Source organism: Candidatus Nitrosopumilus sp. (assembly GCF_040878665.1).
Taxonomy (GTDB): domain Archaea; phylum Thermoproteota; class Nitrososphaeria; order Nitrososphaerales; family Nitrosopumilaceae; genus Nitrosopumilus.
Genome location: NZ_JBBDLU010000002.1, coordinates 47,369 through 74,367 on the forward strand (window position 1 = coordinate 47,369; position 26,999 = coordinate 74,367).

Consider the following 26,999-nt stretch of genomic DNA (forward strand, 5'->3'; position numbering starts at 1 on the left):
GGTCTTAATTAGACTCTTTTCTGATTATGTTTTAACTATTTTTTCCATCAGATTGCTTTAGAACTACATAGATCCATTTATTATTCCATTTTTATTTTCCAGCAAAGAAATTATTCATAACTGTTTGATACACTAAATTACAATTTTCATAGTCTTTCAACAATTTTTCATAAATACCATCTAATAGATTAAGCTGTTCTACCATTATCATCTGCTGATTTATCTCTGGAGTTGGGATTTCAATGATTCCTAACTTTCCTGTCATGATGATGAAGATTATGCGAGTGATTAGATTTGAACAGATTTTTGAAAGATCTGTTTGCAAATCCTGATGAATCACATGCTACTAAAATATTTTTAAAATTTATCATAATGGTTTTGTCTTTTTTATTTCATCTAAAGATTGCTCTAAATCTTTTTGAGCTATTTTAATTGACTTGACATCTTTTTCTTTGTTTTCAACAAATCTCTTAACCCCCAAAAGTGCTGCACGATTACACACCTCTTCAATCTCTGCACCACTAAACCCTTTTGCCATATCTGTCAGTTTTTTCAGATCAACATCTTTTGCAAGTGGTTTGTTTTTTGTGTGAATCTTAAATATCATCTCTATGCCATGTGCATCTGGATTTGGAACTTCAATTATTCTATCAAATCTTCCAGGTCTTAAAAGGGCAGGATCCACAATATCCAATCTATTTGTGGCACCAATTATCAAGACATTGTGTAATTCTTCCAATCCATCAATTTCTGTGAGAATTTGTGACACCACGCTCTCTGTAACGTGAGACCCTGAATCACTGCTGCCTCTTTTTGGAACAAGTGCATCAACTTCATCAAAAAATATTATACATGGCGCTGCCTGACGTGCTTTTCTAAAAATCTCCCGTACGCCTTTTTCTGATTCTCCAACCCACTTTGATAATAGCTCTGGACCCTTTATGCTGATAAAGTTTGATTCTGTAGTTGTTGCAACTGCCTTTGCAATCAATGTTTTTCCAGTTCCAGGTGGCCCGTAAAGCAATATCCCTTTTGGGGCTTTGATTTGAGCATATTCAAAGGCATCCTTGTACTTTAGAGGCCATTCAATTGCTTCACGTAGTGTTTCTTTTAATTGATCTAGCCCACCTACATCATCCCAGCTGACATTAGGTGTTTGAACCAGTACCTCTCTTAGAGCCGATGGTCTTACTTCTTTTAGTGCATCTGTAAAATCTTCGCCAGTTATCTTAATTTTTTGCAAAATTTCCTTTGAGACTTTTTCTTCTTGTATATTAATTTCAGGTAAAATTCTTCTAAGTGATCTCATTGCTGCTTCTTTACAAAGTACTTCCAAATCGGCACCAACAAATCCGTGAGTTGTTTTAGATATTTTTTTAAGATCTACTTTTTTATCCAATGGCATTCCGCGAGTGTGAATGTTTAGAATTTGTAGTCTTCCTTCCTCATCTGGAATTCCAATTTCTATCTCTCTATCAAATCTACCTGGTCTTCTAAGAGCAGGATCAATAGAGTCTGGTCTGTTAGTAGCTGCAATTACTATTACTTTTCCCCTGCTTTTCATACCATCCATCAAAGTCAATAGTTGAGAGACAATTCTTTTTTCAAGCTCCCCTGAAACCTCTTCTCTTTTAGGTGCAATAGAGTCAATTTCATCTATGAAAATTATACTGGGAGCGTTTTCTTCTGCCTGTTTGAAAATATCACGCAATTTTTCTTCACTTTCACCATAATGCTTTGCCATAATCTCAGGACCGCTAAGCGAAGTAAAATGAGAATTTGTCTCACCAGCTACTGCCTTTGCCAGTAGAGTTTTTCCAGTTCCCGGAGGACCATATAACAAAACTCCTTTTGGGGAATCTATTCCTATTTTTTCAAATAATTCTGGATGTCTCATTGGTAATTCAACCATCTCGCGAATCTTTTGGATTTCATTTTTCAATCCTCCAAGATCATCGTATGTTATTCGTGGTATGGATGGGTCATCTAGTTTGGTGATTTCACCTAGCTTGAATATTGTATCATCAGTCACACATACTGGTTTTGATGGTTTTGTATTGGTTATGACTAGCTGAATTTTACTTCCCATCTGTGTATTTACAATAACTGTATCACCTGTCGTAAATACATGTCCTTGGTAAAGTGAAGACATGTACTCCTGTAATCCATCTGCATGAATTTTTTCAATTGGGGATAGTGTGATTTGTTCTGCATCCACTCCTTCAACTGAATTGACAGAAAGATTTTCTCCTATGCTTGCCCCGATGTTATACCTAGTTAAACCGTCTATGCGGATAATATCACTACCATAATCTTCTGGAAATCCTGACCATAATCTGACATGACTTTTTTTCTTTGACGTTAGTTCTAGAATTTGTCCCGGTTGCCAATCATTCTCTTCTATTATCTTAGGATCTACAACAGCCACCCCTTTTCCAACATAAGCTTGTGGCATCTCTTCAATTTTTAATTCAATTTCAGACATGTCTTTTTGATATAACGGTCATTAGTTATGCTATATTCTTACATAATTATAAATGGTAAAATAGATTATCGTAATTGACATTCATCGTTTGTTTTAATATATTAAAAAATAATTTTTGTCATCAAACTAGATAGAAAATAAAGTTATGTAACCGATGTATTAGTTTTAGACAATACAAAATTTTGGATTTTATTATCGCTTCAGTTTTAAGTCCCTTTTTGCATATCTTTTCTCTTTGTTATGATCATCCACCCAATTTGGTTCTCACCAAGCTCACAATAACGAGTACATGCCAAACATCTTACTTTATGGTTTGCTAATCTTCCATAAACATCATTCATATATCAAACAAGTCATACTAAATCATGTCAGAAAAAGATGAATCAGAAAAAGAAAACATTGATGCAGAACAGGAGGAAATGAAAGAAGAACAGCATGAACTTGACTTGAAAGAAAATTATGAAAGTGATGAAGAGTATGAGGAGTCAAAAGATTAAATGAGTTTTAAAGAAGTTCTAGTAGCATATGATGCATCAAGTTTTTCAGACAGAGCGTTTAGAAAAGCACTAGATATTGCAGATCCAAAAAGCAACATCACAGTATTAACTGTGATTACTGGAATGTATCAACCATCAATAGGATTTTCTATGAAATTGAATAAAGATTTGTTGGAAAAACAAAATAAAGTACTCAAGAAAATATTTTTAAAATTACAAGCCATTGCCAAGAAAAAAGAAATTAAACTTTCTTTAAAAATTATTCAAGGTAATTCCGTATCAAATACAATCATTAAATATGTAAATTCACACAAATATGATTTGATTGTAATTGGTTCACATGGAAGAACAGGTTTGAATAAATTAATTCTTGGAAGCGTTGCAAATAGTGTAGCACAGCAAGTCAAATGCGCAGCAATGGTGGTAAAATAAATGGTTTTTAACAATATCCTAGTTCCATATGATGGTTCAGTTTCTTCCCTACGTGCTTTCAATAAGGCAATTGAATTATCTAAACAACATAACTCTCACATCAAAGTAGTTAGTTGTCTTGACATTGGAAATTTGGGCGGGTGGTATATCGATAAACGAATCAATAAAGACATCATGAAAAAGGCAAAAAAGATAACAGAAGATTTATTTTCTAAATTAGACAGTATTGCAAAAAAGAACGCTGTATCAGTAGATTTCAAAATTATAGAGTCAAATAACACTGTGAAATCCATCATATCATTTACAAAATCTAAAAAAATTGATCTTGTAATTATGGGGTCTTCAGGTAGGGGCAGTTTTGATAAAATATTGCTGGGCAGTGTAAGTAATGGTGTTCTGCAAAAAGCAAAATGCTCAGTATTAATCACAAAATAACTGTAATCTTTGAAAAATGAAATTTCATTTATAAATAAAATAGTAATCTCTTATGAATTTCATAAAACTCATTCCAGGTATTTGAAAAAATCTGGTTCACAGTCCTGCCATTTTGCGAAAATTGAATTGCATGCCAAGAAAGTTTTACGAAAAGGAAAGATCAACAACACATGATTATCACAATAACTGTTTTCATCGGACTAAGTATTCTTTTATGATTTCTATTAATCAAACCTTGATCAAAGACATTAGATTAAGCATCCTCAATGAAAATTTATATTCACATCTGTACGTATCTGTTTTTTATCTATTAATAATGGATTTATTTCTATGTAAATGATCATTTTTGTCTATTATTAATAAAACTCTCAAAGAACTACTTCCATTATCATTTACTTCTACTCCCGCAGTTAGCATTAGAAAAGAAAACGAGGTTTGGGTTGCAACAAGCATGTTGATACATTATTTAGAATCTTTTACGGATTCTCTTGTTGTAACTGAAGATAAAGAAATACCAATCGGGATAATTGGAGGTAAGGAAATAATTAAAAATATTTTTTAAAAATGCATCATCGAATTTTTTTGATGATACTACTGTTGAACAAATTTTTAACAAAAATCTAATAATATTATCTGAAGATACTACTCTCAATGAACTTCTTACCACATGGAAGAAGACTAGGCGTGCATTTTCCATAATTCCAAATTATTTGGGAGGATATTCAGCCATATCTGGGAGAAAATTGTTAGAGATCGGAGCGAACTGTGTTACGGATTTGACTATTTCCGAATTACCCAAAAAACAGATAGTTTCATTTGATAAAAACAGTACAATGAAAGAAATCATACAATTAATGCTAGAAAAAAATACAAGAAAGCTGTTACTGGAAGACACAAATTATTTTATCAGTGATCGTTTACTAATTCAGAGCATTGCTCAAGATTATGATTTTTTTTTAGAAATGTGAAATTCTTAGAAAGGAGATTTGAAGAGTCATTCAGACTTGAGGAATCTGTAAAAATTTCTAAAGATATGAATTTGGCAGAAATTTCAAAGAAAATGTATTCGATGCAGCACCCATACGTGATCTATAAAGACCAAGTAATTACGCCTTGGGATATTTGTATGAGTTTAGAATCCCATAGAATTGAGTTTGTCGGATAAAACGATAAAGTTTGATTTAGATTTAGAAAACAAGGTATGTATCAAGGTCCATGCATGAATCAGTGTCAATAGTGAAAAAATTTTGGACAAAACCAGATATTTGTGCCTATTTTGGGAGGGTTTCCTGTGATCTCAACCTATTTTACAATTATAAGCATCATTATGTTATAATGTTAAATACCGTTCTAATTACAAATTCATGAAATGGATAGAATCAAGTTAATTTCTGGATACGATTCTAAAATAGTAAGAGAAACACTAGATAGAATTCTCAGAGATAAACAAAATGAGTTCAGGGAACTGGCAGAAGTACTAAAAGTTCCAAGAGGCTCAGAAGACTGGGAGGTAATAATATTGAAGTTTTGCCTTGATTTTGAGGACTGCTTGAACATATGGACCAACTTAGAAGAGCCAAACTCAGTTAAAAATACAAAATGCATGACAATAATGCGTGAACTTGCAAGAGGCAAGAAAAATCTCAAAGATGTAATACATCTACAAAACATAGCATATACAATATTCAAGGAATTTCATGAGACCTACAAGAGGCTCAAGTAATTTTGATGTACAGAATAAAAATATTCAGTATTTTCGTAAGGGAAGATCCATAATAGAACATACAACGTACAAACCAAAGTCAGCACAGGAAATCTCCGTTGAGATAAATCCCAACCAGTATGGTTTACAAGAGAATTCAAATACCATATGACAATAAACTGCTACAGACAAGCAGATGATTAGTCAGGATGGAAAAAGTTCTTTTTGTACAAAAGCAAAATCAAGGGAATTCAGAATAGTTACGACAGTGGTGTAATGGAATTTGAATTAATTTTCAACAAATAATTTTTTTCAATACCATCAATGAAATTTATCTTAAATTTCATATTTTTATGAAAGAATTATTCCTCAAGTAATGGATGCCAGAGACAAAAAGATAAAGAAACACTGCAAATGCAAAACCAAAAGAACCAAAATGTTTGGACTATACATGTTTACTCATCTTGTTGCCAACAATTTTTTTTACCTCAATTATTAAAAACGTTGTAAGGGACACTCCAAGTATCTTTAACCACCACTCTATGCTGATTGGCTGGCTCTGAAATATCTCGTTCATGAAAGGCACATATGTAAAAACAACCTGCAACAGAATCATAATCCCGACTCCAACAAAGATCATCTTGTTTGAGAATGGAGCAAGCTTAGCAATTGATTTGGTCAAAGATCTGCAGTTAAACAAGTAAAACGCCTCTACCATAACAATTGTGTTTACTGCAATTGTTCTTGCCTCATTTACATTACTGCCCTCAATTATTGCCCATTCAAACAGACCATAAACAGATACCAGAATACAGATGCTGACTATGGCTATCTGGATTATCAACCCTCTTGCAAGTATTGGCGAGTTGGGCTTTCTAGGAGGACGCTTCATCACGTCTGGTTCCTTTGGCTCAAAGATGAGCATCATTCCAAGTGCCAAGGCAGTAGTCATGTTGATCCATAAAATCTGCACTGGAAGAATGGCCATGATGAAACCGGCAAAGATAGAGGCCAGTATAATCATACCCTCACCAAAGTTTGTGGGAAGCGTCCAGGCTATGAACTTGATCAGTGTGTCGAGGATCCGTCTTCCCTCCTCTACTGCTGCCTTGATTGATGCAAAATTATCATCAGTTAAAATTATGTCAGATGCCTCCTTTGCTACATCCGTACCAGAAATTCCCATCGCGATTCCCACATCAGCCTGCTTTAAGGCCGATGCGTCGTTTACGCCATCACCGGTCATGGCAACAACATTTCCCTTGGCTTGAAGTGCCTTGACTAGAGAGAATTTCTGCTCAGGCAGGACCCTTGCAAAGACATCAGTCTTGTGGGCAACCTCGATTAGTTCCTCAGCAGAGTAACCCTGCAGTTGACTGCCTGTTACTGATATGATCTCGCATTGCTTTCCATGTACTTTCCTATTGAGGCCGATCTGATTCCCTATGCTGACTGCCGTATTCATGTTATCACCTGTTATCATTTTAACACATATCCCTGCGTTCTGGCATTCCCTTATTGCGTCGATTACTTCAGGTCTTGGAGGATCCAGCATTGCCTGAAATCCTAGAAAGACCAGCCCGCTTTCCACATCGGAGGTGGTTATGCTGTTTTTTACAGTATTCTTTTTGGCAAAACCAAGCACCCGCAGTCCCTTTGAGGCCATGTCTTCTGCAATTTTTGATAGTTCTGCAACGTCGTTTCCTGAAAGTTTCTCACCGGAGTGATCAATTAACTGGTGTGAAGACATCGAAAGAATCTTTTCAACAGATCCCTTTACGTAAACTATCCTGTTTTCAGAATCCTCATGCAGTGTTGCCATAAACTGTAGGTGAGACTCGAAGGGAACCACATCTATTCTGGACATCAATTTCAAGGCATGTTTTAGGCCTGCCTTGTGTGCAGATGTAATCAATGCAACTTCTGTAGGATCGCCCTTTGCCTCCCAACTCTTTCCTTTCTGAACCAACTCAGAATCATTACACAATAGACCCGCAGTAAGACATTCTCTTAATGCCTCGTGTTCGTTTAGGGTTACATCGCTCTGCTCATATGTAATATGTCCTACTGGCTCAAACCCAGTTCCCGACAACTCAAAGAATTTTCTGCCAGCATAAATCTCAGACACTGTCATCTGATTCTCGGTGATTGTTCCTGTCTTGTCTGAGCATATTATTGTGGTGCTACCCAAAGTCTCAATTGCTGAAAGCTTGCGTATTATGGATCCTCTCTTTGCCATGTAGCCTACCCCTATTGCAAGAGTTATTGTCATGGCAGCTGGTAGTCCCTCAGGGATTACAGATACTGAAAAGGCCACTATTTCCATGAACGATTCTGTTGTCGAAGTTTGGGTGACCAACACTCTAAATACAAATGTCAGAATGGAAAGGCCAAGTATTACAAAGAGAAGAGTCTTGCTAAAATGAGACATTCTCTTGGTAAGTGGAGTCTCAATTTTTTGGGCCTCGGTTATTGTCTGAGATATCTTTCCGGTTTCAGTATAGTCACCTGTAAGTGTGATTATCCCTATCCCATAACCGTTCGTAACCAAGGTTCCTCCATATGCCATGTTTTTGCGCTCCGCAAGATCTGTGTACTGACTAAAAACGCTAGAATTTTTCCGAACAGAAACTGATTCGCCAGTAAGGATAGACTCGTCAATCTTTAGATCCTTTATGTGGTATAGGCGCATGTCTGCTGGAACCTTGTCTCCTGAGCGAAGCTGTACTATATCTCCTGGAACGATCTGGTTTGATAACAACCTGATCTTTTCCCCGTTTCTGATTACTGTGTTTTCGCTCTTTACAACTCTCGCGAGGGCCTGAATTGTCTTACCTGCCTTGCGTTCCTGTATAAAGCCGATAAATGCGTTAGCTATCACAACCCCAAAGATTACGCTAGTATCTATCCACTCCTGCAGTACTGCAGTTATGGAACCTGCTACAACAAGAATCAAGACCAGCGGCTGCCTAAACTGCAAAAGAAACGATAGTACATGACTCTTTTCCTTTCCTACAGAAATTGTATTGTTTCCAAACCTTTCCAGTCTACTGTTAGCCTCATTAAGGTCTAAGCCTTGCTTGGGATCAGTCTGCAGAATCTCTGCAACTTTATCGGTTGACAGAGAATGCCACGATTCCTTTGACAATTCTTGCAGTCTGTGATCTGGCTGCCCATATGTAATTAGATTATCCAAAGAAATCATTTTAATACTGAAGAACATCAATATATGTCAGTTTTTAAAAACATCATAATTGAAAGATCAGATAAGTTATAATGATCCGTTTTCCAAGTTCGCATGTTTTGCAGCAAACGCATTTGGTTTCCAAAGCCAGTATGGTCTTGCACTTTTCAACTCGTTTTCCAAGGCAGTGCAAACTGCATCTTCCCTGCAGGAACTAACAAGCAAAAAGATTCAAGGAGAATTTAGAAAAACCTTTGATGCCCAATTACAAACAGCCATAAAAGATTCTGTTTTTTCTGAATCCCTATCCGAACTGCTCAGATCTTATACTGACTTTGCATCAACTGTTCATCATGATAAGATGTACAGGTACATTGAAACCATGATTGGCAATTACGATTCTCTAGTAGAGCCTGTCAGGGACAGCGTCAACCGGACCCCTTCGGAGGTAGTTCCAATGAGTGGAAAGTTTGAGATACACCACTACAAGACACAGTTTCCAAAAAAATTCAAAACGCCAATTCTTGTAGTAGGATCACTGATCAACAGGCACTACATTTTGGATTTGCTTCCCGAGACAAGCGTGATTAGACACTTTCACCAACTTGGCTTTGACGTATACGCCACAGACTGGAGAATGCCCACAGTCAACGACGAAAACATGTCGCTTGAAAGCTATGCGCACGACTATCTTGAGAAAGCAATTGAAAAAGTGCAAGAGATTTCCGGCTCCAAGGATGTAACCCTGTTTGGGTATTGCTGGGGAGGAATACTTTCCCTGATATACTCTACATTGCATCCAGAGAACGTAAGAAACTTGATCCTTCATGCAACTCCAACTGACTTTGGAAAAAAGCCAACTGTCCTCGAGTCTTGGATCAAGCATTTTGATGTCAAAAAGTTTGTAAAAACATTTGGGAACGTTCCATCATCGTTTCTCAACGTTGCATTCATTCTGAGGAATCCGTTGGAGGCTAGCCTAAAGTACTACTTTTATTTCAGTCAGCCCCGTACAGCAAAGGAGATTGTACAGTTTTTTGCAGTAGAGTCCTGGCTCTATGACAGCGTCCCAATTATTGGCAAGGCCTTTGAGCAAATCATACAGGACATCTACAAGAACAACCTCCTGATTCAAAACAAGATGGTGCTTGACAAAAACCCAATTGATCTCAAAAAGATCATCATGCCCATACTGAATATAGTCGGAACAAACGATGATCTTGTCTCTGCAGAGTCAAGCAGGACAATTATAGATGTAGTATCAAGCAAGGATAAAAAGACACTCGAATTTCCAACCGGCCATGTGGGACTGTGTATCAGCAAGTCCGCACACAAAAAGCTGTGGCCCCAAGTAGGCAAGTGGCTCACAAAACACTCCTAAACAAACACACATGTCAATGATTTGCAGATGCAAAATTAGATTTCTGCCCCCTCACAATGATAATACCCTGATAATACCTTTTTTATTTTTGTAATTTTGGGATTGTTCTAGAATCATCATTGTAACAAAAAGGATTTGATAAAATCAAAAACAGAGATTATCACATCATCAAAAATGTGTAAAACAGTCTTTACACTTCAAAATTCGGTTGATTCTGATTTTGATGTTCAATTAAGGTTTTGAGATCAATTCAAGAATATCTCTAAACGTTACGATGCCTTCAAGAACATCTCCATGGTTAACTAAACAACAAGAAGTGTCAGTTTTTAGCATAGAATTTAGAATCTTCTCAAGATCATCATCAGGAGAACAGTGAGGAATTCGCATACTGCCAATATTTCCAATTTTAAATTCTAATTTATGTATGGTTCGTATTCCAATGGACCTATTACCTTGATGCTCTGATGTTGTAATATATTCTATTATATGCGCAGGTGTGAGAACTTGTTTTATTTTTCCCTTATTCATCACAGGAAGATGATCTAATCTTTTCGGGGTCATTATTTTCTTGGCATTACTGAGATATTTTTCTGAAGATATTGTTATGGGGTTTTTAGTGTAAATCATTTTGGCTTTTATTGATTTATTGCCTTTTTTTTTTGAATCTGCTCCCTCTGTGTTGTTTCATAAAATATACAATTGATTTTATTTTGATAAAATCCTCATCTGGTATTCCGTATCCTAATTCTACTGTAGATGCCACTTGCAAAATTTCAATTTTTCTGCCTAGCATGAATGCGTGATAAACCTCATCTTCTCCTGCTTTCTGTGTGTCTTTACTCGTAAATTCGTGCCCAAATTCTACTGCAAAGTCTTTTTGATTGATTTTTTGACCTACCTTTAGCATCGATAGGCATTTTGCATATTGCGGTCTAACTTTTACACCAGTCTTTTTGTGGATTAAATTTTTTTAGAACTTTGTAGAATTGCTTGACCATAAAATTAGTCAAACTATGAAGTATGAAAGATGAATTTGTTAGCTAAAACCACTGATCTAGATTCTGGCTCTTTTTTTCAAGTGCTTTTTTTAATCTGTTCAATGTGGATTGAATTCGATCCTCAGAAAAACTCCTTTCTTTGACTAGGTAGTTGGTTATTCCTTCATAATCTACTTCGTTAAACACAATTTCATCTACATCTGCAACTTCTGGATTTAGAAATATTTTTCTTATCTGTTGAAAATCTATCGCTTCTAACTGTTCTTGAATTTGTGGAATATCTTCTAATCTTGAATATTGTTTAATTAATTTCATTGCAGTCTTTGGTCCGATTCTTTCAAAACCATTAGGATTAAAATCAGTACCAATTAAAATTCCAACATCAATTAATTCTTCTCTTGTTATTCCAATTGCGTCAAGAGTTTTTTGTGTTTCAATGATTTCTGGAAGTACCTCAATGTATGTATTTCTATTTGGAATCTTGCGTCTGCCACTGTTTGTAAAATTTCTTACTAGTCTTTTAGCTCCACACAATATGGAATCATAATCTTGACTTGCAGAAGCAAATGCCTGACCTGTGTTTGTTAAATGAGCTGCAGTTGCTTCTCCTTCAGATGGTGCTTCAATATATGGAATCCCAAAATATGTGAGAAATTGTTTTGATTCTTTTACCATTCCATCTTTCATACTAGTTGTTTGCTGTGCAAATTTTCTTGCGTCTTCCATGTTCCCTTCTGCAACTGCTTTTTCGTATTTTACAGTAGCATCTTTTTTGATTTGTTTTCTACGCTCAATTTCTGCAGTTTTTAATGATGGTGGTTTGCCATCAAAAACATACACTGGTTTTATTCCCAATGATAGAAAATTGACATTTCTGTATAGTAATCCACTTAGGTGACTGGTGATTCTTCCTTCTCCGTCTGTTAACTGTAATCCATCTGGTCCCCTAATACTTGCTAAAAACTGGTAAATTGCATTGTATGCATCTATTGCAATAACTTTGTTTGAAAATGCCTCAAGTGTGGTCTTTTCTCTTACTACCAACTCCTTTAGGTTTAATCCCATGGAATATGTGGTTGATTTGGAGGTATTTTGTGTTTATCTTTCAAAAAGATCGGCCTCTTGAAATCGATTTAATATGGAAATTACATGACATTAAGAATGACTGTTAATTTTCCCTCTCATTTAAAAGATAAAATTTTTGAAATTCGTTACTCTCATGATGATTCTGTTTCAAAAATATTATCATACTTTCCTTTTTCCGAATCTGAAAAACAAGAAATAATTTCCGTTCTGAATATTAGCATCTTTGATGGATTTAATTCAATTTTTACAGATACTGTAAGTGATGAAGAATGGGGAAAAACAAAGGATCAAATAAAAAAGAAGTTTCAAGATGAATTATTTGATATTGACAATTCATGATATTTTCTAATTTGCTTTATTATGGAGCAAATCTTACCCTCTGTGCCGGGATAGCCAAGTGGTACGGCGGCCGTCTCGAAAATGGCTACGCGCAAGCGTGCAGGGGTTCAAATCCCTTTCCCGGCGTTCATACTATCATAAAATATTCATTTTATGAATGGCATAACCTGAAGACTATCAAAAAATTCTCAATAGATGAATTATGCAAAAATGTTTGTTCAAATGAACGCACAATTCTGGTGTTTGTTCAAATGAACATTTTCCAATTATACACTTCAACTGTAAAATACATTCAATCTGAATTGAAGTAAATGATAAATATCATGAAATTAATAATATCATACTCTAATATTTGATGTATAATTTCTTATTTAGATAGAGAGTTTAAAATGTGCTAGTAAAGCTTATGAATTGGTATTCAATATCATATCTTATGAATTATTTTCTAACTATGTTTTTCTTTGGATTATTATTTATGTTTTCAATTCCAGATGTTACTGCACAATATATTGGAAATGTTTCTACCAGTGCATCTGATTCTGAATTAGAAGAACGACTTGGTACATCTGTTTCCAAATTTCATCAAATTAGTAAAGAAAAGAAAGAATATGAACAACAATCAATGTTGATAATTTCATTAATTGTACTTTCTTTTGTTATTGGTTATGCAATATACCATGCTTTCAGACACAATAAAAAAGGACATTAATTTCGACAGATACTTAGATGGTTATGGGTTTGGGTTAGAACATATAAGATGTAGACAAGACGTAGTATTAATTAAAAAATACAATGACATTCCAAATTTTGTTTTAACATACTCATTAATTCTTTTCATAGATTCTTTTTCAGAATCTCCAAAAACAAAAAACCTTTCAATTGCTGAATTCTTAAATAATTTTATTAACTCACACAATTTCTAGTAATCATTGGAAGAAGATAAAGTCTATTATCCTGAAATTAGTTCATCCCCTAACTGAGAGATTAAGATCACGGTTTGTATGGAGCAGGGGCAGACGTTACCACATCATGGCAAAGCTAGACCCAGTCAAGATCACATGGATAAGAAGTCGTTTTGATGAGACAGCAAAGATACTATGTGTACAGTCAGATAGATTTCAATAATGAATCAGAGAAAATCGAGATAATGTTGGACGAATCGTTATAATGTGCAAATCCGTGATAGCTAAACTATATAAGGTAAGAAAGTAAAATATTACTACAGGTAAGAAAAATGTCACAAGAACTTGAAATAACAACCATGAGCGAGAAGGGTCAAATTGTGATCCCACAACTATTTAGAAAGGAAATGAACCTAAAGGCAAAAACAAGGTTTGTCGTAATGCGCAAGGGAGACATCATAGTAATGAAAACACTTCGTGTTCCTGACGTGCAAAAGGAATGGGATCGTATCTTTAACAAGATGGATTCTAAGAAGATCAAGGTATCAGATGAAGAGATAATAGCTAAAGTCAAAAAGTATCGAAAGGCTAAGCGTAAAAAGTAGCACTGTGAGATGTTTTAGATGTATCGTATTGTGCTTGATACAAACGTCTTGATCAGTGCAATGTTTCATAACGGGAAACCAAGACAGCTTTTGAAGAAAGCCATAGATGACGAGAAATATGTTCTAGTTACATCCCGTGATATAATCAACGAAGTGTCTGGTGTTATACGTAGACCTAAGTTCAAAATGACAAACGATGAAATTAATGATGTATTGATTGCACTTGCATCTTCCAGTGATATCAAAATGATAACTTCAAAGTTCAAAGTCTCAGATGATCCTGATGACGACATGATTATCAATACAGCATACGATGGAAATGCGAATTATATCGTTTCAGGAGATGATGATCTTCTCAGGATAAAAGAATTTAAGAATATTAAGATAGTTACCGTTGCCCAAATGCTCAAGATCTTGTAAAATAATTACTAATTGTACAGTTGTTCCTTATCTGATACACTTTGAGTGTATGCTGATGTAACATCACTCAATACTTTCATCGTCGTAACAGATATCAGAAAAAACTAGATGTTACATTTGATAAAAAATACAATGATGTTGTATCAATTCTGGACTGACACTTAGCATATAGATACTATCTATATCGATAGTATGCGATCACATACTATCTATGTACTGAGCGCGACTTAATAGAGTATTCCAATATTGGAAATGGTAATGACTATGAATAACAAAAAAGCAACAATAGTGTTGGCATCTTCGGTATTGATAGTGTTGGCCTTTGTTCCAATGCAACTTAATGCATTTGGAGTCGATGAAAATCAAGCAAGCGGTTCATTAACTATTATTGAGCAAACAAAGATACCAAAATCCATAAAATCTTTTGAAGTAAAAAACTTTGAACCTGAGAATATTCGTAACGATATAAGCAAAAACCATCTCTCGATCAATTACAAGGGAGACCAGTATGACTTGCGATTATTTGAGGACAGAAGTATTTTGGATGAAAACTTTAAAGCTTATGAAATGGTTGATGGGTCTGAAACTGTAGTCTCCATAGATCATATCAAAATCTATACTGGCTATGTGAGTGGCGATTCAGACAGCAGGGTAAGCTTGGTAGTTTCAGATGACAATGTATCTGGTTTTATCAAAACCGCAGATACTGAAATTGCAATTGAGCCATTATCCTTCATGGATAAAACACTTCAGGGAGACAAGCAGATCATGTATGATCTTTCCGATCTTACATCAAATCTTGACTTTGGTGATGATGTCAGACACATGCCAGATATGAAAGCGGAATCTAAAACAGTGGATTGGATTGAAGACGGCATTATTCCACTAGCAAGTGCCGACCCTGGTCACCAAGCTGGTCTGATAGTAGTTGCAGATACTGACTACATCACATTACACGGCGGATCCTGTACCACGCAGATCCTGACAATTGTAGGCGGCATGAACTCTATCTATTATGATACTGAGGCAACAATGAACTTACTTTCAGTTGATTGTGCGGGAAACACCTATCTTGACAGCAGCTCGATTGGTGGTAACCTGACTGATCTGGAAGAAGAGTGGGATGGTCTTGGCACTACAAGGGACATGGTCTTGGCTTTCCTAGGAGATGACAAGGACTATGGCGGCCTTGGAGAAGCATGGGACATTCCTGGAATTGATGATCCGACGAATAATGGATATGCAGTTATGCAAATGGTCGATGATACGTACGTCACAGACGGTTATGATGCACGGTATATTTATCGTTGATTTCCGCATCTGTGTGTTGTGCGCCCATAAGATGGCCTGATTCATGAGTCGCCAGTACTTTTTGTTCTAGCAAAGTACATGAAAGGCGGCGTCTCTTTAAATGAAGATGATTTTACCGATGAATTCCACAGCGGAAGCATAACCGAAATCAATAGCGCAGCTGACTCCTACCTCTAAGCACAACACCCCATTTTTTCTTTTTAATATGAGATAACAGTGAAAAAATATCATGAAAACTAGTTTTCTGATAATCTTTGCACTTGTCTTTGTATTCCCCGTAGCCTTTGGCCAATACATGGGTGGATCATCTGAAATGTTAGAAGAACGTCTCGGAACTGATTTGCTAAAAGAAAGGGAATGCATTGAAAATCCTGATGAAAAACCTGCAAAGAACTTTGTATTCTTTGATTGTAATTGGGTAGAAGTTCCATACGGCTGGATCTTCAAGGATGGTATGTGGCAAGAAGATCCTTCTGTTCAGAGACTTGGACCTGCACCCCTTCCAACCTGTCCGCGAATTGATATCTGTACATGTGATGGAAAGGATATCTATTACAATTCAACAGATCAACAATGCCACTCGTCTCCCTATATGCCCTCCTCCAACCAAGAACTGTGCGAAGAGTTTTCACAGATGAAGTTTGAAGGCTGGAATTTTAACACCAAATACTGCGATTGGGTACCTCTTTCTGACCCATATGAGACTGATGAATCAATGAAACTTGCATCTAAAAAAGTTGGAGTGGGCGGATTGGGAATTGACCCTGAATTTGATATTGCAACAATACTTGTTGGGATGGCAACTGCAATGGGAGTTGCATTGGGACTGTTGTTCTACTGGAGAAGAAAATGAAAACCAGACTCTTTAGGCACATATGCGTCCAAATTTGACCCCAAAACGTAGCTGAATCCCCGTGGTGCGGATACCATCCGGTCAAATCTTAATTTTTGACATGTGGGGGCGTCAAACTTTTTGTACCGTTCACTTTCCCGGCGCTATGGCTTTGACACAAATTTCAAAACCATTACTTTTTGGCATGTTTTTATCGACATTGTGATTACATAATGAAAGAGATGCAAAAATGTCCATTGTGTCAAACAAAGTATAGCGATATTACCAAAGTTTGTCCACTAAAACACTGCTCCAATTGTGGCTCACTTAAAGTACTGATACATAAGAAAAGAAGTTTTCAAACCTCAAGAGCAAAACAGAATTTTGTTTTTGTTTTGCCGCCTTTTGGATTCTTTGTTTTAGTTTATGGTTATCTTTTTGTACGTGGAGATTTGATTCCTTTTCTTAGCATTGTTGCAGTTTTTTCTGCATTTTTTATTGCTGTTTTGTTTAAAATCACAATAAAGAATGTCAATTGTACCAAATGTAATGCAAGAAATTTCCCTTTTGTAAGTAACATCCATCTTGACGCAATTAAACAAAATGGCACTTTGGTTGATGAGGATATGACAAAAAAAATATCTAAAATAGTTCTTGATGGACTCTCAACAGAACAGCGAAAACATAACAAAAAAGACCTTGTTGTAAGGATAATCGGTGCGTCATCTCTGGTAATCATTGCAATTTTTGGAACTTTTTTTATAAATTCTGATGATATTCTATTAGGGGAAATCATAGATGTGATAAAATCTTTTCAATAGTACATCCGTGAATTAAAATTAATCTATACAGAATAATAATATTTTTGCTCAAAAAATATGTTAGAATAATTGAACAACTCTATTTCTTGGCATTGTTTTTTCAACTACTTGCTTAAAAGGATGTTTAGAATATGTCTGGACAACACAATGAATATACTAAAACACTACTCTGACGATTATTGGAAAATCAGAAACGAACTTTGGCAAAAACTATCATATATCGTGGTACAACTACAATACTGTTGTTTGCCTTGAGTTATATTTTGACCAATAGCCTGTATGATACATCTTTGATTACTATACTATTCAATATTTTTGCAACTGTGATTTACTATTTTCATGAAAGAATGTGGGGTAAAATCACGTGGGGCGTCAATCAAAATAAAGAAATTTTAGATATCAAATAATCTTCTGTGACAGTCGATGTTTCAAATAACATCTAAACATTACTAGTGCTAGTATTATCAATATCGCTGCAACTCCAAAAGAAATTGAATAGTTTATAGCATTAGAAAGAAATCCTGCAGTCAAAGAACCAAAAAATATTCCTATTCCAATCATGAAGCTATGTACTCCTAAGTATGTTCCTTCAAATCCTCTTGGAATGGCTTTGAATAAGATTAATGAATTTGCAGTACTGTATATCGAAAATGCACCTACCATTAGACATGATGATATTACTGCAGCAAGAAATGGCTCTATCCCCATCATCTGTGGGATTAGAGTAACTGCAATTACAATTCCGAGTATTCTTGGTATGTAAGCTAATTGTATGGCCCGTTCTTCTGAAATTTTTGCTATCATTTTAGGAACCAAAAAGAAAATTACAAGCAATGTTACTGTTTGGATCATGTATACTAGAAAAACTTGAGAATCTGTAAATTCATATTTTTTTAAAAATGGAATGAATGCAGTAAAGTACGTATTACTTCCAAAATAAAATAAAAAATTTGAAAACAACAAGATTCCAATTTCATGTGTGATTTTACCTTTGAAAACTGAAATGATGTGTTTAAAGTCGTGAATTTTTGGAACTTTTGGATATATGATTTGAAAGTGATATCTGTTATAGCTGAAAATGTGTTTTAGACCATGAATTGAATGAACCAGTGTCTCTCTCTCAATCAGGTTTTTCCTTTCCACTGCCATGCTTAGTATCACTGCAATGATGCTTACTATTGCACAGAAAATAAAATACGGTCTTAGATCGAAAAATGATTCCCATATCACTCCAACCAAAAATGCTATGAGACTACCAAAACTTGAAATAATTGAAATTCTTGAAAACAAAACTCCCCATTGGTTGTTTGAAACTGATTCCATCACTAAAAGATGTGTAACTGGGTTTTTTCCAATTATGAAAAATCCCATAATTGCTGAAAGAATAAAGACCATGCTAATTTCTGATACAAAAAACATTGTCAAACTAGATGCAGATATTACTGAAAAACAGATGATTAAAATTCTTTTTTTTATGTGATACTTGTCAATGACTTTTCCCCAAAAGATAGACCCTAATGAAGAAAGTCCATAATGCACTGCAATTACAATTCCAACGTCTGCAACATTTCCACCAAGAAATAACACAAACAAGGGTATTGCAATATGTATGCCTTCAGCTGTGATGCTTGCTGGCATTATGAAGAACATCCATTTTTTTGTGGAAATCATGAGATTATTCAATTCAGGTGAAATATTGTTTTTGAAATTAGATAGTCAAATTTATGGTACAAAGAAACAATGTTTTGTCTAGTGTGTATGCGATAAAACTAGAACTGCAAATGTTTAAAGTCCTATCTCCTCCAAATCGTATATGACCGAGCAGATAGGATCAAAAATTAAAGAATCTGGAATTTCAACTGCAGAATTGATATCTCATTTTAGAGAAAAATGCAAAATCTGTGGGCATCATAGAATTATGCATAACGAATTAGGTGCATGTGAAGGCGTAATGAATAAGCCTTGTACTTCTGGATGTGATTCTTTTGACGCAGAATAGCCTTTAATGATATTTGAGTTTGCAATTCTTTAATAGGTTATTTTCTGTACCATATCTGTGGATAAACCCAAAGAAGAAAAGATTTACCCTTTAGGATATGAACCACAAGAAATTCCTGAGTCACTTGATGATGACGTTAGAAATAATCTACTGAATTTTATTTTAAAATCTGGACCTTCGGAAGTTGTAGACACTGATTTGTTTGCTGTGATGGCAAAGCGACGTTCGACAAGAAAATTTTCAGATAAACCTGTAGAGACTACAAAAATCGATAAAATTATTGCTGCTGCTGATACGGCTCCTACTGCTGGAAACTATCAAGGATTTGAAATATTTTATGTGAAAAGCCCAGAAAAGAAAAAACTCCTAGTTGAAGCATGTAATAAGCAACCTTATGTTAACGCACCAGTTGTCCTAGTCTTTTGCAAAAATCCTTCAAGAGTAAAATTTGATTTTCCAGATTATGTACTAAAGAAATTTGCCATACAAGATGCAACTCTAGCTGCAGGATATTCACAACTTGCTGCTCAGGCACTAGGATTGAGTTCAATTTGGATAGGAATGTTTGATGAGCAAAAAGTGATGGATGTAATTGGAACTGATCTAGTTCCTTCATCTGTTCTGTGCATTGGTTATCCTGAACAAACTAAATTCCCTAAACCTAGAAGAAACCTAAAAGATTTGGTTCATGTAACTTGGTAATCTTTCACTTATAATCACCCATCTTTAAATAATCATGGATTGTTGTTTATTTTATGACTGATGCATATGTGATGCTTAACTGTGAGTTGGGTGCTGAAACAGAAATCCTAGAACAATTAAAGGAAATTGAACAAGTTGTAGATGTCTTTGAAACAATTGGAACCCATGATATGTTGGTGAAATTACAAGCAGAAAACTTTGAAAAAATACGAGAGATTGTTTCATGGAATATTCAAAAACTCAAAAATGTTCGTTCTACTGCGACATTGATAAAAAAAGATAATTAAGATTAGTTCCCTACCAAATAACATTGACTGATGAAAAAAATGATATTGATAAACTCATTGACAATATGATTACTAGCGGAGACGACCTTGTAAACAACCTCAAGTCTGTTTTACCAAAATCCCTATCTGAATCAATGATGATGTTTCATGAGTCAAACGTTACAAATCTAAAGAAAATCAAAGAATTTCTTAATAAATAGATCTAGGAGGATTGGATCCTGTGATTTCTACTATATCTTTTTTAATCATTATCGGTGTATTGTACTATGAATAGATCCAGGACTGTTTCTATTACTGTGGAAAAGAAAACAGGTGATGCCTTTGATGCCATACTACAATTACCGTCAAAAATGATGCCTGATGCTAAAATCGCATCCGATGGATGGTGGTCATTTACTGGCCCCCATGGAAAATCTAAATTAAAATTCAATGAAAATAGGTCTCTTGGACTATTAAATCATCAGTATGTTGATGAAGAATCTTCTTGGACTGTCCCGATGCGTGTCATTTCCAATGGTGATTTCTCTGAAGTGGTAATTACTTTTAACAAACCTGAAGAACTAACTGATGAACAATTTGATAAGCGTATGACTGAGATTGGTGATATGGTAACTTCGATGAAGCATATTATCGAATCTGAATTCTAGTGTCGTACAAATTATTCTTCAAGCTTAAATGCAAATTTGGTAATAGTAAAACTGAGAAAAATGCCATATGAAGAAGTATGTTATCAGAGATTAGAAGAGGATAATCCTGAGGATTATGAGAAGTTAAAATCTAAAAAATCACCTCAAAATTCAGTCTTTATCTGAATCATCATCTTGATTTCTACTTGGACCTACCATGTCTTTTGGATTCACCTTATTATCCCAGTCTCCTCTCACACCTTTTATCAAAGCAGTAATTCCACCACCAATAAATCCAACCACTAATCCAAAAAATAACATCTGATCAACTATTTTAAATGAGCAATTGATTTCTACTGGAGGCAAGTCTTTTGAATATTCATAACATGTTTCAAATTCATTTGATTCAAGAGTGGCTGCTTGATAATTTGGACCAAATCCTCCTAATATGATCAACCCTACAAAAATTAATCCAATCCCTATTATGGTAAATCTCATGTCACTCAATGACTTTTTTCTTAATTCACAGTATTTACATTTTGACTTGAAATCTAGTGCTGTTTTTCAAGTAATATTTTTAGATTTTCAAGTGATGCCTCATAAAATGATCCTAGAAATACTATGAAATCCAAGAATTCAGTCTCAGACATCTTCTTACTGTTTAGATATGATTGCCATGTCAATTCTATGAGATTTTTTGCTAATACTTTCATTGAAATTGTTGCAACATATACTCTTAATGGTAATCCCTCAGTTGCAATGTATGTGAAATACTCTCCATCTCTCCATGCTACTACATGCTCTTCAATTTCGTTCCCGTCTGAGAATGTGATTAGCCTAATTGCTCCTACACCTTTTTTCTTTTTGGAAAGATATACTGTTTTTTCTACATCTACTAGCCATAATGGTAATCCTACTATGTTGCTTATTTTTTTCCATACTTTGTCTTTTGATGCCTTAATTTTGATTATTTTTTTAACTGTCCCTGTATGAAATGATTTTTTTGTAGTTTTTACCATTCACTTCCTGAAATATGATGGGTTTTAAATTAGTCGTACAACCATTTTTAATCCCCCGAAGTGAATAATATCAAATGGTCTTTGGATGGGGTAAAAAAAAACAAGACGATGTGTCTGTTGAAGAAGTTCCTCAAACTAAAGAGATCGTACTCTCAAATATCCCTAAAATATTGTCTGATCTTGGTGAATTAAGAAAATCAAAAACTTTGACTGAGATTAAAAATTTAAGAAACAGTACAGAGCCATTGATTAACGAATTAATGAAAATTGGTAACGTTCTTGAAAAAGATAATCTTAATGTCGATGATATTGATAAACATCTTGCAATAATTGTAGTTAGAGGTAAAAAACAAGTAATTGATGTTATCAAAAAAGATGTTACATCGTTACCTAAAGTTTCTTCTTTAGATGATGCTGAAAAATTAAATTTGGCTTTAAATCAAATACTCAAAAAAGTAGGGGATGTTTTAGGAAGACAAACTAGAGTAATTCATATTTTTGCAAAAAAATATGCGACTCAATTAAAAGACAATCTTGAAGTTATGAATAACAATCATTCTGAAATTTATAAATTACTAAAAAACTATAATTCGACAAAATCCCTATCTGATGAAATATCTGAAACATTAAATCAAATTAATGCTTTGATTGATTCGCGTAAAGAAAAATCTCATAAATCTATAGATGCTGATGAAAATAGTCATTCCATTCAGGTTGAAATCGCTTCAATTCAAAACTCTATTGATAAAGTGCGTTCTTCTGAATCTTATAAGCGATATCTTGATTTAAAAAATAGTTTAGATGAGTTTGGCCAACAAAAACAAAAAATCATAAATGAAATCAATGATCAATTCACAAAAATTTCTCGCCCTTTGAGTAGATACGAGCATGCATCATCATTAGATAAAGATCAAAAAAATCTTCTCTCTCTTCTTATCGCAAATCCTTTTTCTGTATTGGTGCCTTCTAACAAAGATTCAATAATTATAATTCTTGAAAATGTTCGAAAAGGTATTGCGTCTGGTTCTATTTCTGTAAAAGATATTGATAAAACATTCTCCAATATTACTGAAACAGTAGAGGCTCTAGATGGGTTTGTATCTCAAGTTTCAGAATATTTTGAAAAATACAATAAAATGAAAAATGATCTTAATTCTTTAAAACCCTCTGATCTAATGTCTTTGGAAAATGATCTTGATAAAAACACGTCATTATTGGAAGAGTCTCAAACCAAATTCAAGACATTTCAAAATGAAATTGATGAAATCGATTCAAAAATACCTCGATTGATATCTGATATTGAATATAAATTACAACAGTTCTCAAGTACAAAATATACCGTACTGATGTCTCAGAATTAAAATAGTTTCAAATTGGTGATTATGTGTGTTGTTTAAAAACAAAAAATTTGAACGAAGGGTATCTCTTCAAAAAGATGTACGTGATAGTATCTTATCTTACTGTCAAATGAAACATCCTAATGAAGGAATTTTGATCTTAAAGGGAAAATCAAAAAATGGAGAGATAGATGTAAGCGGACTGGTTATTCCTCCATTTAGTGAATCAGGGCCAACATTTGCTGGATTTCCGCATTCGTTTCTTCCTTTTGATACAAGTTATGTTGGAATTGTTCATTCTCATCCAAGTGGGTCTGCTGAACCATCTGTAACTGACTTGCATAATTTTTTTGGACTAGTTTCAATGATTGTACAATCTCCATATGATGACGATTCCATTTTTGCATGGGATAGAAATGGTAATTCTATTCCAATCTCAATACTGTAATTCACGAAATACTATTGAACAAGTCTAGAAAAAACTGACAAAACTTTATAACCTTTTTCAAAGGCATTTTGTATATTGAATCCTCAATTGAAACGATATTACATTTTTCTAGGCGCCTCTCTAGTTTTTAGTATTGGCTTACAAATTGGGCTAGGAATGTTAGGTGTTCCATGGTTTATTAGCATAGGTGCGGTAATGGCAATTTTTATTTTACTACCTATGATTATGAGGCGACGACAAATGAGTCGTATGGGAAATTATGGTGGTGATTCTGGGTCTGGTGGTGGATTCTTTGGTATTGGCTCACAAGGTGGCTCCAGCAGTGTCAGATATGTTTGCCTTGTCTGCAATAACAAACACAAAGGAGGCACTTGTCCTAGATGTGGTTCTAAAATGCAAAGAGCAGATTTCTAACCAAGAAAAATGTCTTTAGATGAAATTCGTAAAAAGGTAATCTTTCATAATTCTGTTGATGTTTGGATTGCAACATGTTTGGAAAAAAACATGAATTGGACAAATACCGAAGATTACAAAAAATTCATTGCTTATTTACTTGCAAATAATCTAAATCTAAAAGCGTTTAATCTGTGTGCCCATGAGGCAGGTGCCACTGAAGATGAAAAGATAAAATTCACTGAAACTTTGGCTGAAACAAAAGAAGATCCAAATTCTTTAACATATACAGTAAAGCTAAATGATGCTGCTTTGAATATCATTCGCAGTTTTTCTCTGTGATTATCTTTTGAGTTTTGGATTGATTATTGCATCTAATGCATTTCCAATAAACACAAAAGCCAATCCTGTTATTGCGATCATTATTCCTGGTGGGATAATCCACCACCATAATCCTCTTGCAGCTGCCCCAAACGTATTTGCGTCATGTAATATTTGCCCCCATGTTGGAAATGATGGGTCTCCCAATCCAAGAAAACTCAAACCAGCTTCGGTAGTAATTGCAGCTGGCACTGAAATTGCAATACTTGCAAAAGCATAGGGAAGCAATTGTGGTAAAATGTGTTTCAGCATTATTTTGGAATCTTTCTGTCCCATCATATTTGCAGCATCAACATACCCTCGAGTTTTGATTTGTAGAGACATACTTCTTGATACCTTGGCTATACCCACCCACCCAAAAATCATCAAAAATCCTACCATCAAAAATATACTATTGCTTATTGTTACTGAAAGTATTATGAGAAATGGCAATGCTGGCAATGCATAGATTACATCATTAAACCTCATCATGATTTCATCTGTTTTTCTGCCTTTGTATCCTGCATACACCCCATAAACCAATCCTAACACTACTGACGCAATAGATACTACAAGACCAATAAATAATGCAAGTGGTGTTCCCCACAGCAGTCCTATTGCTAAATCTCTTCTTAATTCATCTGTACCCATGATTCCAAAAGCCTTACCTCCTATGATTAATTTTGATTCTGAAATTTGATTTTCAGAATTTACTCCATAGAGGTTTATCAAAAAAATATAATTTCCTTTTAACGGTTCATTTGCTTGATTTTTTGAAAAAATAATGTCTTCTGCAGATAATCTCTCAAATAGAAATCCAAATTTTTCAGACTGTAATGATAAATTTTTCTTTATGCTCCTATCTGTTGAAAAAATTCTTTCTTCATAAACTGTATCTGAGTCTGAATAAGGAAGAGATGTTGATATCAAATTAAGTTTAATCCCGTCTGGTCTGATTACTGACATTTCTAATAACGGTGAACCTGAATACTCTGCTGAAAATACATAGATGAAATCATTTGGGAAATAATCATAATCAAAATTTAATCCAAATTGATGTGATGCTAGTGATATCTCGTTTTCTGAAATTGCTTTGATGTTGGGGCTCTCTAAAATCTGATGTTCTGGTATTTTTTCCGTCCTAAAGATATTGACCCATATTGGGGTTGCAACTTTTGGATTTAAAATCCAATTTCCAGGATTATTCCATTCCTGAAATGTTTCAATTGGAATTGTAATTATGGCAATAATTGAAACTGCAATCAGAATCACAAGTATGGTAATCCCTGCAATTCCCATCTTGCTTTTGAGAAATTCACGTTTAATGTCATCTGGTGTAATACTGCTCATTGCCCTGTTCTCACTCTAGGATCAAAGTATCCATAAAGCAAATCTGCAATGAATATACTGATTAAAAAAAATACTGTAAGCAGATATGTTGCACCAATAATTACCGGCAAATCCATCACTGTAATTGCTTCAAAATATAATCTGCCCATTCCTGGCCAATCAAACACTGCTTCTGTAATTATTGCCCCTCCCAATGATCCTGATAGACTCAATGCCAAAATTGTAATAATTGGTGGTGCAGCATTTTTTAATGCATGAGTGTAGATAATTTTTTTTTGCTTTATGCCTATTGTCTTTTTTGCTATGATGAAATCTTCTTGCATTATTCCCACCATGAAATTTCTTACTAAATATGCCCATGAACCAAATCCAATCATTACTATTGTGATTAAAGGTAATGCCATATGGTATAACAACGAACCAATGTATCCTGGGTCTGATGATGGAATGTCTGGTGTTGCTCTGGCAGGGAATATTTGGTATGTGAATGCAAATAAAAATATCATCAACATCCCTATCCACCAAACGGGAAAACTGGAACTAATAATTGCAAAACTTGATGTAATTCTATCTGTTACTGATCCTACTTTACTGCTAGACAGTGCTCCTAAAAATATGCCTATGATTGATATGATTACTGTTGCTGTGGTAAATAATAAAACGGTTCTTGGAAGTTTTTCAAATAATATGTCTTTTACATCCGATGAGCCTTCATCACTAGTAAGAAATGTTGCATGTCCAAAATCCAACAACATTATCTTGTACATTGTAATTCCAATTCTTTGTGGAGAATACCATGGCTCCTCCAATCCTAAAATTTGAATACGTTGGTCAATCTGAGATTGAATAAATTCTTCTAATTCTGTAACTGACGAAAAACTTTCCGCAATTGCTGGATTTTCTGATATTTCCGATCTTACTTGAAATACAATGCCTTGTTTTAGAATTGTATCCATATTGGAGCCTACCAGAACAATTGTGATCAATAATGTGACTAATAATACTCCAAACATCGTTGCAATTCTGGTGGCGATGTATTTTTTCATGC

The 26,999-nt window shown here is 34.7% G+C and carries 36 protein-coding genes and 1 tRNA gene; 26 read left to right on the plus strand and 11 right to left on the minus strand.

Annotated elements, in window-relative coordinates:
* Nucleotides 1-91 precede the first annotated feature (91 nt).
* Complete coding sequence (locus WDZ98_RS01460; RefSeq protein ID WP_368058288.1) at nt 92-325, minus strand: hypothetical protein; 234 nt, start codon at nt 323-325, stop codon at nt 92-94.
* Between the two features lie 42 nt (nt 326-367).
* On the minus strand, nt 368-2,485 hold the full coding sequence (locus tag WDZ98_RS01465) for a CDC48 family AAA ATPase (RefSeq protein ID WP_368058286.1): 2,118 nt from the start codon (nt 2,483-2,485) through the stop codon (nt 368-370).
* Between the two features lie 365 nt (nt 2,486-2,850).
* Here WDZ98_RS01465 and WDZ98_RS01470 point away from each other — a divergent pair, with 365 nt between their 5' ends.
* From WDZ98_RS01470 to WDZ98_RS01500, 7 genes are all read left to right on the plus strand, one after another.
* On the plus strand, nt 2,851-2,982 hold the full coding sequence (locus tag WDZ98_RS01470; protein ID WP_368058284.1) for a hypothetical protein: 132 nt from the start codon (nt 2,851-2,853) through the stop codon (nt 2,980-2,982).
* Nucleotides 2,983-3,414: a universal stress protein gene (locus tag WDZ98_RS01475; RefSeq protein WP_368058282.1), complete on the plus strand. Its 432-nt coding sequence runs from the start codon at nt 2,983-2,985 to the stop codon at nt 3,412-3,414.
* Complete coding sequence (locus WDZ98_RS01480) at nt 3,415-3,849, plus strand: universal stress protein (RefSeq protein ID WP_368058280.1); 435 nt, start codon at nt 3,415-3,417, stop codon at nt 3,847-3,849.
* A gap of 346 nt (nt 3,850-4,195) precedes the next feature.
* Nucleotides 4,196-4,411, plus strand: coding sequence for a hypothetical protein (locus tag WDZ98_RS01485; RefSeq protein WP_368058278.1), 216 nt, complete (start codon nt 4,196-4,198; stop codon nt 4,409-4,411).
* Between the two features lie 214 nt (nt 4,412-4,625).
* The gene (locus WDZ98_RS01490; RefSeq protein ID WP_368058276.1) at nt 4,626-4,817 is read left to right on the plus strand and encodes a hypothetical protein; all 192 of its coding nucleotides are present in this window, start codon (nt 4,626-4,628) and stop codon (nt 4,815-4,817) included.
* A complete protein-coding gene (locus tag WDZ98_RS01495) occupies nt 4,814-5,014 on the plus strand; it encodes a hypothetical protein (RefSeq protein ID WP_368058274.1) in 201 nt (66 codons plus the stop codon). The genes WDZ98_RS01490 and WDZ98_RS01495 overlap by 4 nt, the downstream gene beginning before the upstream one ends.
* Nucleotides 5,015-5,218: 204 nt before the next feature.
* Nucleotides 5,219-5,572 carry a hypothetical protein gene (locus tag WDZ98_RS01500; RefSeq protein WP_368058272.1) on the plus strand — a complete coding sequence of 118 codons (354 nt, stop codon included), beginning with the start codon at nt 5,219-5,221 and terminating at the stop codon, nt 5,570-5,572.
* A 424-nt stretch (nt 5,573-5,996) separates the two neighbouring features.
* Here the strand turns inward: WDZ98_RS01500 and WDZ98_RS01505 are convergent, their stop codons facing one another.
* Nucleotides 5,997-8,699, minus strand: coding sequence for an HAD-IC family P-type ATPase (locus tag WDZ98_RS01505; protein ID WP_368058270.1), 2,703 nt, complete (start codon nt 8,697-8,699; stop codon nt 5,997-5,999).
* 106 nt (nt 8,700-8,805) lie between these two features.
* On the opposite strand from WDZ98_RS01505, the gene WDZ98_RS01510 reads away from it, so the two are divergent.
* Nucleotides 8,806-10,116, plus strand: coding sequence for an alpha/beta fold hydrolase (locus WDZ98_RS01510; protein WP_368058268.1), 1,311 nt, complete (start codon nt 8,806-8,808; stop codon nt 10,114-10,116).
* A 231-nt stretch (nt 10,117-10,347) separates the two neighbouring features.
* Here the strand turns inward: WDZ98_RS01510 and WDZ98_RS01515 are convergent, their stop codons facing one another.
* The 3 genes from WDZ98_RS01515 to fen form a co-directional block, all read right to left on the minus strand.
* On the minus strand, nt 10,348-10,743 hold the full coding sequence (locus WDZ98_RS01515; RefSeq protein WP_368058266.1) for a CBS domain-containing protein: 396 nt from the start codon (nt 10,741-10,743) through the stop codon (nt 10,348-10,350).
* Between the two features lie 16 nt (nt 10,744-10,759).
* Entirely contained in the window at nt 10,760-11,023 is a 264-nt protein-coding gene (locus tag WDZ98_RS01520) for a hypothetical protein (RefSeq protein WP_368058264.1), read from the minus strand.
* A 133-nt stretch (nt 11,024-11,156) separates the two neighbouring features.
* The gene (gene fen / locus WDZ98_RS01525) at nt 11,157-12,179 is read right to left on the minus strand and encodes a flap endonuclease-1 (RefSeq protein WP_368058262.1); all 1,023 of its coding nucleotides are present in this window, start codon (nt 12,177-12,179) and stop codon (nt 11,157-11,159) included.
* A 96-nt stretch (nt 12,180-12,275) separates the two neighbouring features.
* On the opposite strand from fen, the gene WDZ98_RS01530 reads away from it, so the two are divergent.
* The 9 genes from WDZ98_RS01530 (at nt 12,276) to WDZ98_RS01570 (ending at nt 17,837) form a co-directional block, all read left to right on the plus strand.
* Complete coding sequence (locus WDZ98_RS01530; protein WP_368058260.1) at nt 12,276-12,539, plus strand: hypothetical protein; 264 nt, start codon at nt 12,276-12,278, stop codon at nt 12,537-12,539.
* A gap of 44 nt (nt 12,540-12,583) precedes the next feature.
* Nucleotides 12,584-12,665: transfer RNA gene (locus tag WDZ98_RS01535), tRNA-Ser, on the plus strand.
* 307 nt (nt 12,666-12,972) lie between these two features.
* Nucleotides 12,973-13,248, plus strand: coding sequence for a hypothetical protein (locus WDZ98_RS01540; RefSeq protein ID WP_368058258.1), 276 nt, complete (start codon nt 12,973-12,975; stop codon nt 13,246-13,248).
* Nucleotides 13,249-13,800: 552 nt separating this feature from the next.
* Entirely contained in the window at nt 13,801-14,046 is a 246-nt protein-coding gene (locus tag WDZ98_RS01545) for a hypothetical protein (RefSeq protein ID WP_368058256.1), read from the plus strand.
* An 18-nt stretch (nt 14,047-14,064) separates the two neighbouring features.
* Nucleotides 14,065-14,466, plus strand: a complete 402-nt coding sequence (locus tag WDZ98_RS01550) for a putative toxin-antitoxin system toxin component, PIN family (RefSeq protein ID WP_368058254.1) — start codon at nt 14,065-14,067, stop codon at nt 14,464-14,466.
* Between the two features lie 258 nt (nt 14,467-14,724).
* Complete coding sequence (locus WDZ98_RS01555; RefSeq protein ID WP_368058252.1) at nt 14,725-15,777, plus strand: hypothetical protein; 1,053 nt, start codon at nt 14,725-14,727, stop codon at nt 15,775-15,777.
* A gap of 229 nt (nt 15,778-16,006) precedes the next feature.
* Nucleotides 16,007-16,630: a hypothetical protein gene (locus WDZ98_RS01560; protein WP_368058250.1), complete on the plus strand. Its 624-nt coding sequence runs from the start codon at nt 16,007-16,009 to the stop codon at nt 16,628-16,630.
* A gap of 212 nt (nt 16,631-16,842) precedes the next feature.
* Nucleotides 16,843-17,430, plus strand: a complete 588-nt coding sequence (locus WDZ98_RS01565) for a hypothetical protein (protein ID WP_368058248.1) — start codon at nt 16,843-16,845, stop codon at nt 17,428-17,430.
* Nucleotides 17,431-17,630: 200 nt separating this feature from the next.
* Nucleotides 17,631-17,837 carry a DUF2061 domain-containing protein gene (locus tag WDZ98_RS01570; RefSeq protein WP_368060916.1) on the plus strand — a complete coding sequence of 69 codons (207 nt, stop codon included), beginning with the start codon at nt 17,631-17,633 and terminating at the stop codon, nt 17,835-17,837.
* Here WDZ98_RS01570 and WDZ98_RS01575 read toward each other — a convergent pair.
* Nucleotides 17,830-19,068 (minus strand): MFS transporter, encoded by a 1,239-nt coding sequence (locus WDZ98_RS01575; protein ID WP_368058244.1) that lies wholly within the window; start codon nt 19,066-19,068, stop codon nt 17,830-17,832. The two genes, WDZ98_RS01570 and WDZ98_RS01575, sit on opposite strands and share 8 nt — an antisense overlap.
* A gap of 175 nt (nt 19,069-19,243) precedes the next feature.
* Here WDZ98_RS01575 and WDZ98_RS01580 point away from each other — a divergent pair, with 175 nt between their 5' ends.
* The 5 genes from WDZ98_RS01580 to WDZ98_RS01600 all read left to right on the plus strand — a co-directional run bounded on the left by WDZ98_RS01580 (nt 19,244) and on the right by WDZ98_RS01600 (nt 21,065).
* Nucleotides 19,244-19,429 (plus strand): hypothetical protein, encoded by a 186-nt coding sequence (locus tag WDZ98_RS01580; RefSeq protein WP_368058242.1) that lies wholly within the window; start codon nt 19,244-19,246, stop codon nt 19,427-19,429.
* Nucleotides 19,430-19,486: 57 nt separating this feature from the next.
* The gene (locus WDZ98_RS01585; protein WP_368058240.1) at nt 19,487-20,131 is read left to right on the plus strand and encodes a nitroreductase family protein; all 645 of its coding nucleotides are present in this window, start codon (nt 19,487-19,489) and stop codon (nt 20,129-20,131) included.
* Nucleotides 20,132-20,184: 53 nt separating this feature from the next.
* Nucleotides 20,185-20,418, plus strand: coding sequence for an Lrp/AsnC ligand binding domain-containing protein (locus tag WDZ98_RS01590; RefSeq protein ID WP_368058238.1), 234 nt, complete (start codon nt 20,185-20,187; stop codon nt 20,416-20,418).
* A 23-nt stretch (nt 20,419-20,441) separates the two neighbouring features.
* The gene (locus tag WDZ98_RS01595; protein ID WP_368058236.1) at nt 20,442-20,618 is read left to right on the plus strand and encodes a hypothetical protein; all 177 of its coding nucleotides are present in this window, start codon (nt 20,442-20,444) and stop codon (nt 20,616-20,618) included.
* 66 nt (nt 20,619-20,684) lie between these two features.
* Complete coding sequence (locus WDZ98_RS01600) at nt 20,685-21,065, plus strand: hypothetical protein (RefSeq protein ID WP_368058234.1); 381 nt, start codon at nt 20,685-20,687, stop codon at nt 21,063-21,065.
* A gap of 150 nt (nt 21,066-21,215) precedes the next feature.
* Here WDZ98_RS01600 and WDZ98_RS01605 read toward each other — a convergent pair whose 3' ends face one another.
* Nucleotides 21,216-21,542: a hypothetical protein gene (locus WDZ98_RS01605; RefSeq protein WP_368058433.1), complete on the minus strand. Its 327-nt coding sequence runs from the start codon at nt 21,540-21,542 to the stop codon at nt 21,216-21,218.
* Nucleotides 21,543-21,595: 53 nt separating this feature from the next.
* Nucleotides 21,596-22,063 (minus strand): SRPBCC family protein, encoded by a 468-nt coding sequence (locus WDZ98_RS01610; RefSeq protein WP_368058232.1) that lies wholly within the window; start codon nt 22,061-22,063, stop codon nt 21,596-21,598.
* Between the two features lie 74 nt (nt 22,064-22,137).
* Between WDZ98_RS01610 and WDZ98_RS01615 the strand changes: the two genes are divergently transcribed.
* From WDZ98_RS01615 to WDZ98_RS01630, 4 genes are all read left to right on the plus strand, one after another.
* Entirely contained in the window at nt 22,138-23,424 is a 1,287-nt protein-coding gene (locus WDZ98_RS01615) for an exonuclease SbcC (RefSeq protein WP_368058230.1), read from the plus strand.
* Between the two features lie 25 nt (nt 23,425-23,449).
* The gene (locus WDZ98_RS01620) at nt 23,450-23,848 is read left to right on the plus strand and encodes a Mov34/MPN/PAD-1 family protein (protein ID WP_368058228.1); all 399 of its coding nucleotides are present in this window, start codon (nt 23,450-23,452) and stop codon (nt 23,846-23,848) included.
* Between the two features lie 75 nt (nt 23,849-23,923).
* A complete protein-coding gene (locus tag WDZ98_RS01625; protein WP_368058226.1) occupies nt 23,924-24,262 on the plus strand; it encodes a hypothetical protein in 339 nt (112 codons plus the stop codon).
* A 9-nt stretch (nt 24,263-24,271) separates the two neighbouring features.
* Nucleotides 24,272-24,583 (plus strand): hypothetical protein, encoded by a 312-nt coding sequence (locus tag WDZ98_RS01630; protein ID WP_368058224.1) that lies wholly within the window; start codon nt 24,272-24,274, stop codon nt 24,581-24,583.
* Here the strand turns inward: WDZ98_RS01630 and WDZ98_RS01635 are convergent, their stop codons facing one another.
* Together WDZ98_RS01635 and WDZ98_RS01640 are read right to left on the minus strand one after the other, a co-directional pair.
* A complete protein-coding gene (locus WDZ98_RS01635; RefSeq protein ID WP_368058222.1) occupies nt 24,584-25,951 on the minus strand; it encodes an ABC transporter permease in 1,368 nt (455 codons plus the stop codon).
* Nucleotides 25,948-26,997: an ABC transporter permease gene (locus tag WDZ98_RS01640; RefSeq protein ID WP_368058431.1), complete on the minus strand. Its 1,050-nt coding sequence runs from the start codon at nt 26,995-26,997 to the stop codon at nt 25,948-25,950. Before WDZ98_RS01640 ends, WDZ98_RS01635 begins: the two co-directional genes overlap by 4 nt.
* Between the last annotated feature and the right edge of the window lie 2 nt (nt 26,998-26,999).